The sequence below is a fragment of the Microbacterium sp. 22179 genome (genome assembly GCF_052045715.1).
In the GTDB taxonomy this organism is placed as follows: domain Bacteria; phylum Actinomycetota; class Actinomycetes; order Actinomycetales; family Microbacteriaceae; genus Microbacterium; species Microbacterium galbinum.
This window is the reverse complement of record NZ_JBQEPJ010000005.1, coordinates 188,936-203,605: the sequence shown is the minus strand read 5'-3', so window position 1 is coordinate 203,605 and position 14,670 is coordinate 188,936. Positions and strand designations below refer to the sequence as shown.

Annotated in this window: 11 protein-coding genes; 7 read left to right on the top strand and 4 right to left on the bottom strand. The window is 69.4% G+C overall.

Annotated features, from left to right (window positions below; translation table 11 throughout):
- Positions 1–307 precede the first annotated feature (307 nt).
- Positions 308–691, top strand: a complete 384-nt coding sequence (locus ACTJKK_RS12720) for a hypothetical protein (protein WP_440748262.1) — start codon at positions 308–310, stop codon at positions 689–691.
- Between the two features lie 4 nt (positions 692–695).
- Positions 696–1,505 (top strand): nitroreductase family protein, encoded by an 810-nt coding sequence (locus tag ACTJKK_RS12715; RefSeq protein ID WP_336641086.1) that lies wholly within the window; start codon positions 696–698, stop codon positions 1,503–1,505.
- Positions 1,506–1,589: 84 nt separating this feature from the next.
- On the opposite strand, the gene ACTJKK_RS12710 is transcribed toward ACTJKK_RS12715, so the two are convergent.
- Complete coding sequence (locus ACTJKK_RS12710) at positions 1,590–3,119, bottom strand: FAD-dependent oxidoreductase (RefSeq protein ID WP_440748261.1); 1,530 nt, start codon at positions 3,117–3,119, stop codon at positions 1,590–1,592.
- A gap of 85 nt (positions 3,120–3,204) precedes the next feature.
- On the opposite strand from ACTJKK_RS12710, the gene ACTJKK_RS12705 reads away from it, so the two are divergent.
- The 4 genes from ACTJKK_RS12705 to ACTJKK_RS12690 all read left to right on the top strand — a co-directional run bounded on the left by ACTJKK_RS12705 (position 3,205) and on the right by ACTJKK_RS12690 (position 7,897).
- Positions 3,205–3,600 (top strand): fluoride efflux transporter FluC, encoded by a 396-nt coding sequence (locus ACTJKK_RS12705; protein ID WP_440748260.1) that lies wholly within the window; start codon positions 3,205–3,207, stop codon positions 3,598–3,600.
- Positions 3,597–3,959 carry a fluoride efflux transporter FluC gene (locus tag ACTJKK_RS12700; protein ID WP_440748259.1) on the top strand — a complete coding sequence of 121 codons (363 nt, stop codon included), beginning with the start codon at positions 3,597–3,599 and terminating at the stop codon, positions 3,957–3,959. Before ACTJKK_RS12705 ends, ACTJKK_RS12700 begins: the two co-directional genes overlap by 4 nt.
- A 74-nt stretch (positions 3,960–4,033) precedes the next feature.
- Positions 4,034–4,651 (top strand): TetR/AcrR family transcriptional regulator, encoded by a 618-nt coding sequence (locus ACTJKK_RS12695; protein ID WP_440748258.1) that lies wholly within the window; start codon positions 4,034–4,036, stop codon positions 4,649–4,651.
- A 9-nt stretch (positions 4,652–4,660) separates the two neighbouring features.
- The gene (locus ACTJKK_RS12690; protein WP_440748257.1) at positions 4,661–7,897 is read left to right on the top strand and encodes an efflux RND transporter permease subunit; all 3,237 of its coding nucleotides are present in this window, start codon (positions 4,661–4,663) and stop codon (positions 7,895–7,897) included.
- Between the two features lie 108 nt (positions 7,898–8,005).
- Here ACTJKK_RS12690 and ACTJKK_RS12685 read toward each other — a convergent pair whose 3' ends face one another.
- Positions 8,006–8,893 carry an aldose 1-epimerase family protein gene (locus ACTJKK_RS12685; RefSeq protein WP_440748256.1) on the bottom strand — a complete coding sequence of 296 codons (888 nt, stop codon included), beginning with the start codon at positions 8,891–8,893 and terminating at the stop codon, positions 8,006–8,008.
- A gap of 254 nt (positions 8,894–9,147) precedes the next feature.
- Here ACTJKK_RS12685 and ACTJKK_RS12680 point away from each other — a divergent pair, with 254 nt between their 5' ends.
- Complete coding sequence (locus tag ACTJKK_RS12680; protein ID WP_440748255.1) at positions 9,148–11,319, top strand: DEAD/DEAH box helicase; 2,172 nt, start codon at positions 9,148–9,150, stop codon at positions 11,317–11,319.
- 405 nt (positions 11,320–11,724) lie between these two features.
- On the opposite strand, the gene ACTJKK_RS12675 is transcribed toward ACTJKK_RS12680, so the two are convergent.
- Together ACTJKK_RS12675 and ACTJKK_RS12670 are read right to left on the bottom strand one after the other, a co-directional pair.
- Positions 11,725–12,264, bottom strand: a complete 540-nt coding sequence (locus ACTJKK_RS12675; protein WP_440748254.1) for a YaeQ family protein — start codon at positions 12,262–12,264, stop codon at positions 11,725–11,727.
- A 61-nt stretch (positions 12,265–12,325) separates the two neighbouring features.
- A complete protein-coding gene (locus ACTJKK_RS12670) occupies positions 12,326–14,488 on the bottom strand; it encodes an intein-containing Rv2578c family radical SAM protein (RefSeq protein ID WP_440748253.1) in 2,163 nt (720 codons plus the stop codon).
- Positions 14,489–14,670 lie beyond the last annotated feature (182 nt).

Below are 14,670 nucleotides of genomic sequence, written 5' to 3'. Positions count from 1 at the left end.
CGGTCTCGCTTCGCTCGCTCAGGGACCGGTTTCACCAGCCGGTCCCTGACCGAGGAGCGAAGCGACGAGACGAGATGAGACAAGACGAAGGGCCAACCCACGGCATCCGTTCGGGAGGATTCCTCGCGTTCGGCAGGATCGAACCGGCGGATGCCTCCTGCGGAGGGCGAGTTCTCCTCCGCTGCTGCGCGCGGGGGCCCTTCGTTTCGCTGCGCTCGCTCAGGAACCGGGAGGGTGCCGTACCCACAGGGGTGTTTCGCGCGCAAGGGGTGGTTCTGCGGAGGGGGCGCGGGCGTAAGGTCGGGGCATGACGTGGAGGCGAAGGCGGCGGCGGAGCACGGCCGCACCGCTGTTCGTCGTCGCAGCATCCGCTTACGGGGCCAATGCCGCGCTCGGCACCGCCGTGGCCGCGAAGGTCATCGACACGCGGAACTTCCGGTGGGTGCACCACGCCCTCTACATCGCGACGTGCGTCACCACCGGCGGAGCCATCGCGGCCGGTCTGTGGGCGCGCCCGCGCCGCGCGAGCCGTCGCGCCGCCCTCGCCCTGCTCCCCGCTGCTGCGCCGCTCGTGGCGATCCCCTACCTCGGCACGCACAGCGCACGGCATCCGCTCGTCGCGCTGGCCGCCGCCCCCTTCATCGTCGCGGGCGTCGTGTGCTCGCGCGTGCCGTCCGCCGACCGGAAGTGACCCCATGGAACTGCTCGACGCCATCCGCCGCCGCAAGACCACCAACGGCGGATTCCTGCCCGATCCGGTGAGCGAGGAGCACCAGCGCATCCTGCTCGAGGCCGCCGGGCGTGCGCCCTCGCAGTTGAACAGCCAGCCGTGGCGGTTCGTCGTGATCGAGAACCCCGACACGATCGCGCAGATCTCGCGCATCTCGGGCGAGAGCATGACAGAGGCGATGTCGAACGGCACGTTCTTCGAGCGGTACAAGCCGTACTTCCGTTTCAGCCAGGCCGAGATGGACGAGAAGCGCAGCGGGATGCTGTTCGACAAGCTGCCCGCGGCGCTGCGTCCCTTCACGAGCCAGGTGTTCACCAAGCGCGGGCAGAAACTCATGAACACGTTCGGGGTGCCCAAGACGCTGGGCGAGGAGAACCGCAAGCTCGTCGCCGGGTCGCCGCTGCTGCTGGGCGTCATGCTCGACCGCAGCGAGTACCGACCCGGGCAGCTCTCGTCGTTCTACTCGGTGTTCAGCATGGGCGCCGCGATGGAGAACATCTGGCTCACGACGGTCGAGCTGGGGATGGGTATCCAGTTCATCTCGTTCCCGATGGAGGTTCCGGGGCGGTGGGACGAGATCGTGCGGCTGCTGCGCGTGCCCGACGAACTCGAGCTCATGGCCGTGTACCGGCTCGGCTACCTGCCGCCCGAGCAGCGCCGCCCGGCGATCGACTGGTCGAGCAGTCAGCGCAAACTCGCCTCGCAGTACGTCTTCCGCGAGGACTGCGAGACACCGCAACAGGGGTGGGATGCCGCGCCCCCGCACGCGGACTGATCTCACCCGCTGAGGGGTCAAGACACGCCGCGCCCGCGGCATCCGATGCGGCGTGTCTTGACCCCTCAGCGGATGCAGGGCGCGTCAGCGCCGGCCGGTGCGGGGGAGCTCGCGGAGGTCCTTCAGTGCCGGGCCCTCGATGCGCGTGCCGTCGGCGGCGAAGCGCGAGGCGTGCAGCGGGCAGTCCCATGTGCACTCGGCGTCGTTCCAGGCGAGCACGCCGCCCAGGTGCGTGCAGACGGCGTCGACCGCGCGCGTGACGCCGTCGACGGTCGAGACGCCGACCGGGAGACCGGCGCGGTTCGCGATGACCCCCTCGCCCTCGGCGGGGCGCGGTACCGGCACGGGATGGGTCTCGGCATCCGTCCATCCCTTCACCGCCTCCTTGCCGACCTCGAGGCCCTCCTGCGCACCCTGGGCGAGATCGGCGGGAACCGTCATGCGCGTGGCGATCGTCGTCATCCAGTGCGGTCGTTCGCGCCACGGCGTGCCGAGGATCTCGGACGACAGGCGGATCGCCGCTGCCGGGCCGTTCGACAGACCCCACTTCGCGTAGCCGGTCGCGAAGCGGATGCGGCCGAGGCCGCGCGGCATCGCGCCGACGAAGGGGATCCGGTTGTGCGACTGGTAGTCCTGCGCCGACCAGCGGTGCGTCTCCTCGGCGCCGGGGAAGTGCTCCTGCGTCCACCGCACGAGGTCTTCGACCGCCGCCTCTTCGCTGTCGGATCGTCCGACCGGATGCCCGTTCCCGCCCACCACGAGCTGGGCGATCCCGCCCGGGCCGTCGGCATCCGCCACCGGACGGATCGATCGGCTGGGCGAGTCCACCGAGAGGAACGTCTCGGCGGGCACCTCGCCCGGCACGCGGAACGAGACGCAGTACGACCGCATGCCGCTCGTCTTCGTGAAATACAGCCCGCGGTCGAGGATGGCGCTGCCGGTCGCCAGCACGACGTCCTTGGCGTAGATCGGCCCGACGGCGGTCTTCACGTGCGTCTCGGGGATCACCCGCACCCCGGTGGCGCGGATGCCGGTGTGCAGCGTGCCGCCCGCGGCGAGGAAGACGCGGGCCAGAGCATCCGCGACCTCGACGGGATCGATCGTCACCTGATCGTCGAGGGCGACCGCCCCGGCGACGGCGAACGGAAGCGCGCCGAGGTCACCGGCCGCGAGCATCCGCGTCGGCAGGCCGGCTTCCTGCGCGGCGGCGTGCTGCGCCTCGAGGGTCTCGAGTCCGCTGCGGCCCTGGGCGTACGAGTGGTCGGCGCGACGGAGGTACGAGACGTCGGCGCCGTCGGCGAAGGCGGTGAGCCAGTCCATCCCCGCGCGGTTCGATTCGACGTACGCGCGCACGAGCGCGGCCGGATGGTGCTCGCGGATCTCGGCCAGCCGCTTGCCCTGCAGGAGGGAGAGCTTGCCGGTGTTGCCGCCGGTCGCCAGCTCGGCGACATCGCCCGATTCGATGACGGCGACGTCGAGGCCGGCGCGGCTGAGCATCACGGCGGTCGAGAGACCCGTGATCCCGGCGCCGACGATCACCACGTCGTGACGCGCGCCCGGCTCGAAGGGAGTGCCGAGGGCAGCGGGGGCGTCGGACTTCCACAGGGGCTTCATGCGGGCCAGTCAACGCGGCCCGCACCGCACCGCCCACGCCCTTGACAAGTGCTCGGCACGCCCTCGCGAGGAGTACCGTGATGCTGTGACCCTCCGCCGCCTGCTCCTCGTGCTGGCCGGCGGCACGATCGGCACGGCGGCGCGGTTGGCCCTGATGCTGCTGATCCCGGATCACGGCGGATTCCCCTTCGCGATCCTCATCGCCAACATCGTCGGGGCGTTCCTCATCGGCGTCGTCGCGGCGCGGCTGCCCGCGTCGAGGGATCTGCGCGTGTTCCTCGCCACCGGCATCCTGGGCGGTTTCACGACGTACAGCACCTTCATGACGGGCACGCTGGCACTGTGGGCGGATGCTCCGCTCGTGGGTGCCGCGTACGCCGTGGGGTCGCTCGTGCTCGGGCTCGTCGCGGCGGCGGTCGGGCTGCGCATCGGCCGTCCCCGGCATGATGCGGGAGTGCGTGATGCGGGAGTCCCGGCGTGAGCCCGCTGCTGTTCGTCGCGGCCGCGCTCGCGGGAGGCGTGGGCAGCGTGCTGCGGTACGTCGTCGATCAGGGCGTCGCCCGCTTCGCGGGCCGTCGCTACCCGTGGGGCATCCTGATCATCAATATCACCGGGGCATTCGCGCTCGGGCTCGTGACCATGGCGCTTCCGGAGCAGCTCTTCCTGGTCGGCGCGGGGCTGATGGGCGGCTACACGACCTTCAGCACGGCGATGCTCGACACCGTGGCCCTGCATCGCGACGGCGCACGACGCGCGGCGGCTTTCAACGCCGTCGGGATGCTCGTGCTGGGGCTCCTCGCCGCCGGCGCGGGGCTCGCGCTGGGCGCGGTGCTGCGGTAGGCGGCATCGCTCTCAGCTTCTTCTCACCCCAAAAATGTACAAATGTACATGTACGGACGTACGGGAGGACTCCGATGGTGACGAAAGCGCGGCGCAGACGCGACCCTGAAGCGCGCCGCCGCGAGATCGTCGAAGCGGCCGCCGAGCTGATCGTCGAGATCGGCGTCGACGCCCTCACCCACCGCAAGGTCGCCGCCCGGGCGTGCGTTCCGCTCGGAGCGACGACCCAGTACTTCGACACCCTCGACGACCTGCGCGATGCCGCGCTCGGCTTCCTCGTGCGCGAGATCGAACTGCGCATCGAGGCCACCCGTCAGGCCGTCGAATCGGTCGGTGTGACGCCCGAGGCGCTGGCCCGACTCATCACCGAGAGCCTCGCCGACGCCCGCGCTCTCGAGACCGACCGGGCCGTCGTGACCGCCGCCGTGCACGATCCGCGCGTGCGCGAGCTGGCTCGGCGCTGGTCCGACCAGGTCGTCGAATTCATCGCCCCCGTTCACGGACCGGACCGGGCCCAGGCGGCAGCCGTCTTCATCGACGGCGTACTCTGGCACGCCCAGATCAGCGACGACCCCCTCGAGGAGCGCCTCATCCGAGACGGCCTCGCCGGGATACTCACCCCCGGTAGCACCGCACCCGCAGCATCCGCACCCGCAGCACCTTCCCTCGCACCCGCACAGACAGCACCCTGAGGAACAGCCTTGTCGAAACTCGCCGTCCTGAGCCTGAAGAACCGCGCGCTCATCGCCCTGATCACGATCGTCGCCGCGGTCTTCGGCGGCCTCGCGCTCACGAATCTCAAGCAGGAACTCATCCCCTCGCTCGAGCTGCCCGCGCTCGTCGTGATGACCACCTACCCCGGCGCCTCGCCGGAGGTCGTAGAGAACGACGTTTCGACGCCGATCGAGGCGGCGATCCAGGGCGTGCCCGACCTCGAGTCGACCACCGCCACGAGCACCACCAACGCCTCGATCATCCAGGCGAGCTTCACGTACGGCACGAACCTCGCGACGGCCGAACAGAAGATGCAGCAGGCGATCAACCGCATCTCGTCGACGCTGCCCGAAGACATCGACCCGCAGGTGCTCGCGATCTCGATCAACGACCTTCCGGTGATCCAGGTCGCCGTGTCGGGCTTCGACGACGCCGACAACGCGCAGGCCGAGCTCGAGACCGTCGCGATCCCCGAGCTCGAAGACGTCGATGGCGTGAACGCCGCCGAGATCGTCGGCGGGGTCGGTCAGCGCATCACCATCACCCCGGACGTCGCGGCGCTCGCCGCCGCAGGTCAGAGCACCCAGGCGATCAGCGACGCGCTCGAACAGAACGGCACGCTGTTCCCCGGAGGTGACATCACCGAGAACGGCGAGACGCTCACCGTGCAGACCGGCGCGAAGATCTCCTCGGTCGACGAGATCGCCGCTCTGCCACTCGTCGGCACCGACCTCACCGTCGGCGACGTCGCGACCGTCGTCCAGGAGTCCGACCCGATCAGCTCGATCTCGCGCGTCGACGGCCAGGATGCGCTGTCGATCTCGATCACCAAGCTTCCCGCCGCGAACACCGTCGAGGTGTCGGCCGGGGTCATCGCCGCGCTCGACGAGATCGGCGAGGCGTTCCCCGATGCCACGTTCACCGTGATCTTCGACCAGGCGCCGTTCATCGAGCAGTCCATCGAGACGCTCGCGGTCGAGGGCCTGCTCGGGCTCGTGATGGCCGTGCTCGTCATCCTGCTGTTCCTGATGTCGGTGCGCTCGACGCTCGTCACCGCGATCTCGATCCCGACCTCGGTGCTCGTCACCTTCATCGGTCTGCAGGCCTTCGGGTACTCGCTGAACATCCTCACCCTGGGCGCGCTCACGATCGCGATCGGTCGCGTGGTCGACGACTCCATCGTGGTGATCGAGAACATCAAGAGGCACTACGTCGGCGACGCCGACAAGGGCGATGCGATCCGGCTCGCGGTGCGCGAGGTCGCGATGGCGATCACGGCATCCACCATCACCACGGTCGCCGTCTTCCTGCCGATCGTGTTCGTCGGCGACATGGTCGGCGAGCTCTTCCGGCCGTTCGCGATGACCGTGTCGATCGCGATGATCGCCTCGCTGCTCGTCTCGCTGACGATCGTGCCGGTGCTCGCGTACTGGTTCCTCAAGCCCGGCAAGCCGCTGCTCGACGAGAACGGCGCAGCCATCGATCCCGAGCACCAGGATGCTCCGCCCACCCGCCTGCAGAAGGCGTACCGCCCGATCCTCGGCTGGACGCTCAAGCACTCGGGCGTCACCGTCGTGCTCGCCGTGGTCGTGCTCGGTGCGACCCTCGCCGCAGCTCCGTTCATGAAGCAGAACTTCCTCGGCGACTCCGGTCAGAACACGATGACCATCACGCAGGACCTCGGCCCGACGGCCAGCCTCGAGACCAAGTCCGATGCCGCGATCAAGGTCGAGGACGCACTCAGCGGCATCGACGGGATCGAGCACGTGCAGGCCTCGATCGGGTCGAGCGGCTCCTCGGTGCGCGACGCGTTCTCGGGCGGATCCTCGGGCGTGACCTACTCGGTGCTCACCGATGAGAGCGCCGACCAGGAGAAGCTGCGCGCCGATGTGCAGGACGCGATCGACGGTCTCTCCGACGTGGGCGACGTGTCGGTGGCCTCGTCGGCCGGGTTCGGCTCGAGCGACATCGAGATCACGGTCTCGGCGTCGAACGGCGACGACCTCTCCACGGCGACCACCGCCGTGATGGACGAGCTCGACGGGCGCGACGGCATCGATCAGGTGAGCGACAACCTCGCTGCCGCCCTGCCCTACATCGCCGTGGTCGTCGACCGTGAGGCCGCCGCCCAGCGTGGGCTCTCGGAGGTCGCCGTCGGAGCGATCGTGTCGAACACGATGCGCCCGCAGCAGCTCGGTTCGGTCGAGATCGACGACACCGCACTCACCGTGTACCTCGTCACCCCCGAGCCCCCGACCACGGTCGAGGCGCTGCGCGAACTGACGATCCCGACGCCGCTCGGCGTGGTCGCCCTCAGCGACATCGCCACGGTCGAGCAGCGCAACGGCCCCACCGCGATCACCACCGAGCAGGGGCAGCGCACCGCCACGATCACCGTGCCCCCGGCATCCGACGATCTCGCCGTGGCGACGGCATCCGTCTCCGCTGCGCTCGCCGCGGTCGACCTGCCCGCGGGCGCGTCCGCCGAGATCGGCGGCGTCGCCTCGCAGCAGGCCGACTCGTTCTCGCAGCTGGGCCTGGCGATGCTCGCCGCGATCCTCATCGTCTACGTGGTGATGGTCGCGACCTTCAAGTCGCTGCGCCAGCCGCTGCTGCTGCTCGTGTCGGTGCCGTTCGCGGCCACCGGTGCGATCCTGCTGCAGATCATCACGGGCGTGCCGCTCGGTGTCGCCTCGCTGATCGGTGTGCTGATGCTCATCGGCATCGTGGTGACGAATGCGATCGTGCTCGTCGACCTCGTCAACCAGTATCGGGAGAAGGGTCTGTCGACGGTCGCCGCCGTGCAGGCCGGATCGGAGAAGCGTCTGCGGCCGATCCTCATGACGGCCCTCGCGACGATCCTCGCCCTCACCCCGATGGCGCTCGGCATCACCGGGCACGGAGGTTTCATCTCGCAGCCGCTGGCGATCGTCGTGATCGGTGGACTCATCTCGTCGACCGTGCTCACGCTGATCGTGCTGCCGACGCTCTACAACCTCGTCGAGGGTGCGAAGGAGCGGCGCCAGGCCCGCAAGGGCGGGGGAGCGGATGCCGCGCCGACGGACTCCTCCCCGGATGCGCCGGAGGGGCCCGATGCAGGTTCGGCGGGGTCCGCGGTGGCGGTGGACGAGCTGGAGCTCACCGAGGCGGAGGTGTCGGTCGTTGCGCACGGAGCGACGCTCAGCCGCCGGGAACTGCGCGAGCGCCCGTGGCTGTCGCAGTGATGCGCTGTCCCTAACTCAGGACGAAAGGCCCCGAATCCACGCGAAAGCGTCGGATCCGGGGCCTTTCTGGTCGATCGTCCTGAGTTATTGCACGCGTCTGCCGGAGAGTCAGCCCAGCGAGATGCCCCAGTCGAGCGTCCAGGTCTCGCCCGGAGCGAGGCGACGGACGCCGAGGCCGCTGTTGAACGCGTCGGCGGGTGCGGTCATCGGTTCGATCGCGACGGCCAGGTCATGGCCGGGGTAGTTCGTCGCCGTGTAGACCTGCACGAAATCGAAGCCCTCGCCCTGCCAGAGCGTGAGGCGGCGGCCATCGGGAGCGGTCAGGGAATGCCGCACGCGTCCGTCGGGGTCGCGCGCGAGATCGGTGAAACCGGTGTCGAGCTTCGCATCGCCCAAGCGGATGCCGTCGCGCAGAGCCGCCTCGACCGGACGGGTTCCGGTGGGCAGCATCCGCTCGTCGGTCTCGAACGCGGTCGACGCCGGCACGCGCAGCACGAGGTCGTGCGCGTCGACATCGCCGATGGTCACGTACGGGTGGGTTCCGAGGGCGACCGGCGCCGCGGCATCCGACCGGTTCGTGAGGGTGTGCGTCACCGCGACGCCGTCGTCGGTGAGAGCGTAGGTGACCGAGGTCTCGATGAGGTACGGGTAGCCGGTCTGCGGCACGATCGTCGCGCGCAGGGTGGCAGCGGCATCCGTCTGCTCGATCTCGTAGGCGGTGAACCGCAGGAGTCCGTGGCTGGCGTTGCCGAACTTCGGCTCGGTGATCGCGAGCTGACGGTCGGTGCCGTCGTCGTTCCATCGGCCGTCGCGGATGCGGTTGGGCCAGGGTGCGAGAACGACGCCCGAGCACCCCGGAGTCGGCTGATCGAGCGGATACGGGGAGATCAGGTCGACGTCGCCGATGCGCAGCGCGCGCAGCGAGGCGCCGACCTGGGCGATCTGCGCGGTGACGTCGCCGCGACGGAGGGAGACCTGGATGCCGGTGGGATTCACCTCGCCATCGTATGGCCGCGGGGGAGTCTTTCAGGTGCGGCGGGTACACTGGAGAAGTCGGCTTCGGACACCCGCGCAGCGCGCGGACGTTTTACCTGTTTGAAGTGTGAGTCCAGGGGCCGATGGTGAGCGTCCATCGACGCGCATTCAACCATCACATGAATGGCCCCGGCCCTTGAGCGTCCGGCACCCCTGATCCACGGGTGCTTCTCCGCGTGCGCCGTGCTGTTCTCGTGCGAGAACGAAAGACACACATGCCGAAGAACAAGAAGCCCCAGGGCGGCCGAGCCGCTCGCAACTTCGAGCCGCGCTACGGCGCGAACAAGACCTCCTTCCACGACCGTCACCACGGCGCATCGTCGCGTGACGGCGGCCGCGACGAGCGCGGCGCACGATCGGATGCCGGCGACCGCCGCTCCGCTCCCGCCGCCGGTGGGTACGACCGTCGTCCCGGAAGCCGTAGCGCCGGCCACCGCGGATACCGTCCGGCCGAGGCCGAGTCGGGTGCCCCCAAGCAGCGCTGGGGCGCGCAGGAGCGCGCCGGCCGCGACGAGGCCCGCAGCATCCGCAACCGCGCCGAGTCGGGCCGCCGCGAGGCGCCGCACCGTCGCGACGAGCGTCCCCGCTTCGAGGGCGGCTCCGAGCGTCCCCGCTACAACGACCGCCCCTCGGCCGGCCGCCGCTTCGACGACCGTCCGCGTCGCGACGACCGTGGTGGCGCCGAGCGCCCCCGGTTCAACGATCGTGGTGCCGACCGTCCCCGTTTCGACCGTGACGAGCGTCCGCGTCGTGACGACCGTGGGGGTGCTGAGCGTCCCCGGTTCAACGACCGTGGTGCCGAGCGTCCCCGGTTCAACGACCGCGGCAACGACCGTCCCCGGTTCGACCGTGACGAGCGTCCGCGTCGTGACGACCGTGGCGGCGCCGAGCGCCCCCGGTACAACGACCGTGCGGCATCCGATCGCCCCGAGCGTTCGTACGATGCCGACCGTGCCCGCCGCGCCTTCGACCGCGACCGCACGCAGCGCTCCTACGACGCGCCGGGCGAGCGCAGCCGTCCCTCGACAGGTGGCGCGTACCGCACCGACCGCCCGCGCCGCGACGAGCGTCCGAGCCGTGACGCGCGCCCCGGCCGCAACGACTGGAACGCCAAGCCGAAGGCGGCCTTCGAGCCGACCGACGACGTCGTGCACGAGCGCCTCGAGGCGAAGTCCGTCGCGGCCGTCGAGGTCGACGGTGTGAGCTTCGGCGACCTGGGCCTCGGCTCGAACATCGTCGAGACGCTCGCTGGCATGGGCGCGGCGACGCCGTTCCCGATCCAGGCGGCCAGCATCCCGGCCGTGCTCGGCGGGCGCGACGTGCTCGCCCGTGGACGCACCGGCTCCGGCAAGACCATCGCCTTCGGCGCCCCGCTCGTCGAGCGCGTGCTGCAGTCGCAGGCCGGCAAGCGTCGTGAGTTCGGTCGTTCGCCGCGCGCGATCATCCTCGCTCCGACCCGCGAGCTCGCCCTGCAGATCGACCGCACGATCCAGCCGATCGCCCGCAGCGTCGGTCTCTTCACCACCCAGATCTACGGCGGCGTGCCGCAGGGTCGCCAGGTGGGCGCGCTCAAGAAAGGCGTCGACATCGTGATCGGCACCCCCGGCCGCGTCGAGGACCTCATCAACCAGGGCAAGCTCGACCTCTCGGACTGCCGCATCGCGGTGCTCGACGAGGCCGACCACATGTGCGAGCTCGGATTCGTCGAGCCGGTGCAGCGCATCCTGCGCCACACCGCCGACGGCAGCCAGAAGCTGCTGTTCTCGGCGACGCTCGACCGCGAGGTCGCGGCTCTCGTCGACGAGTTCCTCGTCGACCCGGCCGTCTACGAGGTCGCCGGTGAAGACCAGGAGTCCAGCACGATCGAGCACCGCGTGCTCGTGATCGAGCACCGCGACAAGGCCGAGATCCTCACCTCGCTCGTCGACCGCGAGGGCAAGACGCTGGTCTTCGCTCGCACCCGCGCGTACGCCGACATGCTCGCCGAGCAGTTCGACGACGCCGGCATCCCTGCGGTCTCGCTGCACGGAGACCTGAACCAGGCCAAGCGCACGCGCAACCTCGAGCGTCTGACCTCGGGTCGCGTGAACGTGCTCGTCGCCACCGATGTCGCCGCCCGCGGCATCCACGTCGACGACATCGATCTCGTCGTGCAGGCCGACGCTCCCGACGAGTACAAGACGTACCTGCACCGTTCGGGCCGTACCGGCCGCGCCGGTCGCTCGGGCCGCGTCGTCACGCTCATCACGCGTCAGCGTCAGCGTCGCATGACCGAGCTGCTCGACCGGGCCGAGATCGACGCGCCGTTCGAGAACGCGCGCATCGACGACGACATCATCGACGAGATCACCGGTCGCACCCCCACGGCGGAGGCGCTCACCCGCTGAGCCAGAGGGTCGCGCGGGCCGAGGTTCGCGCGGGCTGAGGGTCGCGCGGGCTGAGCCCCGCCAGCCGAGGGTCGCGTGGGCTGAGGCGCGCGTGACCTGAGGGGTCACGAAAGGCCGGGTCGGAAGCATCCGACCCGGCCTTTTCCGACCCCTCGCGCCGGAGCCGCGGCACGACTTCGGTGTTCTGAGGCGACACGCCGGAGTTCAGGGCCGTTGGCGCGGCGTGTCGCGCCCGATCTCCGAAGTTGGGCGGGCAGGCAGGCGGGCGGGCGGGTGCACGCACGTGACGGAGGAGATCGCATGATACGCAGGAGCGGATCCGCGAGAGGCTCCTGCGGAACGAGAGATCTCCTGCGGAACGAGCGATCTCCTCCCCAGGGTGCGGACGTCTTGACCCCTCAGGGGCTACCCGAGCTCGTGCTCGTGGATCGCGGTGGTGAGGTTGGCGCCGTTGAGGTCGAGGTAGAGCACCTGTTCGGTCACCGTGAGGGTGAGCGTGTTGCGGCGCTCGATGTGCGGCGTGACCTGGTCGATGAACCCGGGGTCGAAGCTGAACACGCGCAGGTCCTCGGAGCGATGGATGCGCTTGCCGGCCCAGGGGAGCATGACCTTCTCGGGGTCGCGATGCGTGTAGACCACGGTGCGCTCGGCGAGGCGGCTGCCGTAGTGCAGGCGTTCGGCGTCGGGAGCGCCGACTTCGATCCAGGCGGTGATCGCGCCGGTGAGGTCGCGGACGAGAACGGCCGGCTCATCGGTCTTCGAGATGCCCTCGCTGAATCCGATGCCCTCGGCGAACTCGAGGCCGTAGGCGAGGATGCGGGTGATCATGTAGGCGTCGGTCTCGGACGGATGCCTCGCCACGCGCAACGAGAAGTCCTCGTAGACCCCGCGATCGGTGTCTGCGAGTTGCACGTCGAACGTGTGGATGGTGGAGCCGGTAGCCATAGTCACCGAGCCTACGGGCCTGCGGCCCTTCGCCCCGACCAGCGGATGCCGCAGCCCACGCTCAGAACAGCATGGGCTGCGCGGGGGTCGAGGTCGCCGAACCGGTGGTCCGGAACGTGACGGCCGGGCTCGGGCTGCCCGGTGCCCGCCCCGTCGTCTGCGCTCCGTCCTGACGCCAGATCGACTCGACATGCCCCTGCCCCGGACGGAATCCGCGCCGGGGGTAGTCGTCTTCGTGGCGCGCGTCGAGGCCGTGCACCCGGATCAGCGGTTTGACGCGCTTCGCGAGCCACTGCCGATAGGGCTTCGGCGCCTCGGCGGAGGCCCCCGGGTAGAGGCCGCGGTACGACGAGACGAGGTCGGGCCGGTGCTCTCCGAGCCACTGGAAGAACCACGGCTTCACACCCGGCCGCAGATGCAGCGCTCCGTAGATCACCGTGCGCGCGCCCGCCATCTTGATGCGTTCGAGCGCATGCGCGATCGCGTCGACCGAGTCGGTCATGTGCGGCAGGATCGGCATGAGGAAGACGGTGACGGGGAAACCGGCATCCGACAGCGCCTTCACCGTGTCGAGCCTCGCCTGCGTGCTCGGGGTTCCCGGTTCGATCGCCTTCTGCAGCTCGTCGTCGTACATCGCGATCGACATCTGCACGTCGATCGGCACGCGCTGCGCGGCCTTCACGAGCAGAGGGATGTCACGGCGGATCAGCGTGCCCTTCGTGAGGATCGAGATCGGGGTGCCGGATGCCGCGAGCGTCTCGATGATCCCGGGCATGAGCTTGTAGCGCCCCTCGGCCCGCTGGTAGGGATCGGTGTTCGTGCCCAGCGCCACGGTCTCGTGGTGCCAGCTGCCCTTGCGCAGTTCACGCTCGAGCACCTCGACGACGTTCACCTTGACCACGATCTGAGAGTCGAAGTCCGACCCGCCGTCGAGGTCGAGGTACTCGTGCGTCCCACGGGCGAAGCAGTTGTGGCTGATGACTCCGTTGGCGACGAAATCGCCGGTCCCGGTCGTGATGTCGAGGAGGTCCTGCTCTTCACCGAGGGGTTCGATCGACACGACCCGGAGATCAGATGCCGTTTTCACAGCGGTTCCGATGATGTCGAGTTTTCGCGTGATGGCAGGTGAGGCGATCGCGAAGAACCTCTGGCGGCTGGGTAGCCCGCCCGTCACGCGCACGTCGCGGACACCGTTAGCGCGCGCGCCTTCGACGATGTGGGGAACGTCGAAGGCGCGCATGCCCTGCTCGATCAGGCGGATGAGTTCGGGATCCCCATTCGAGATGCGGAGCACTCCGCGCGAACAACTCCCTTCCGCATCAAAGATGCCGCCGAGGAATCCAGCGAACCAGCTCTCGTTCGGGTCCTCGGGCGAGAGGATGAGCTGCTCGATCCGCTCGACTCCCGCGCGAGCCGCCGTGTGAATCGCGTTCGCAGCGCTCCGAGTCTCGGTCTGAGCGGCGAATGGTCTGGTCCTCGTCGGCACATCCTCAGCTTCGAGGAACTCCCGAGTCCGGTCGAGAGCCTCCGGATCGACCAGCGCCAGGCGGAACATGTGTACCTTCCGCACCCGCTCCGGGCTGGGATAGGTGCCGTGGAAGATCATTCCGTCTCCGCGGATCATCCCGGCCAGGTAGCCGCGTCGATAATCGGCGCTCGTCTGGTCGATGTCTGCCCCCGCCGGCCCGATTCCGAACCCCAACAACCGGTTGTTCGTGGTGAGGTGCGGTCTCTGCCCGGACTCTGCGTCGGTGACGTGCTTCCATCCGCGCTCGGTCAGGAATCGGTGATCCCCGCTCGCGATGATCTCGGTGCCGTCGGCCAGCGTCACCCGATACGCCGCCTTGCGGGTCGACCACTTGGCGCGGATTTCGGTAGGCACATAGCGGCGGTACGCGCCCTCGCGCTCGGTGCCGATGATCTGGTCGCCGATCTCCAGGTCGCGTAGGGGACGCTGGCGCCCGTCGGCGCAGAGGATCAACGTGTCCGGCGAGACGCAGTAGACACAGGCATGACTGCATCCCCGATAGGGGTTGATCGTCCACGCGAACGGCATGCGCGACGCGCCGGGAACATGGTTGAGCGCCGACTTCGACAGCACCTCGTGGAAGGTCATGCCGGCGAACTCGGGGGTCGTCACCGAGCGCAGCACGCTCGACCGGTCTTCGAGACCGGGGAGCGCCGCGGCATCCGTCTCTCCGAGCTTCTGTCCCTGCCAACGCATGCTTCATTCGAACATGCATCCGAAGTTAACGCAAGCGAGGTTCGAAGAAAATGACGAAGAAGTTATCCCGTCGGTTCGGTCGCCCGGATCAACCCGCATTCCACGCACGACCAGACAACGAGGAAGCGCTCGTCGTCGAGGATCTCGAATTTCAACGCCCCGCCGCAGGTCGGACACACCCG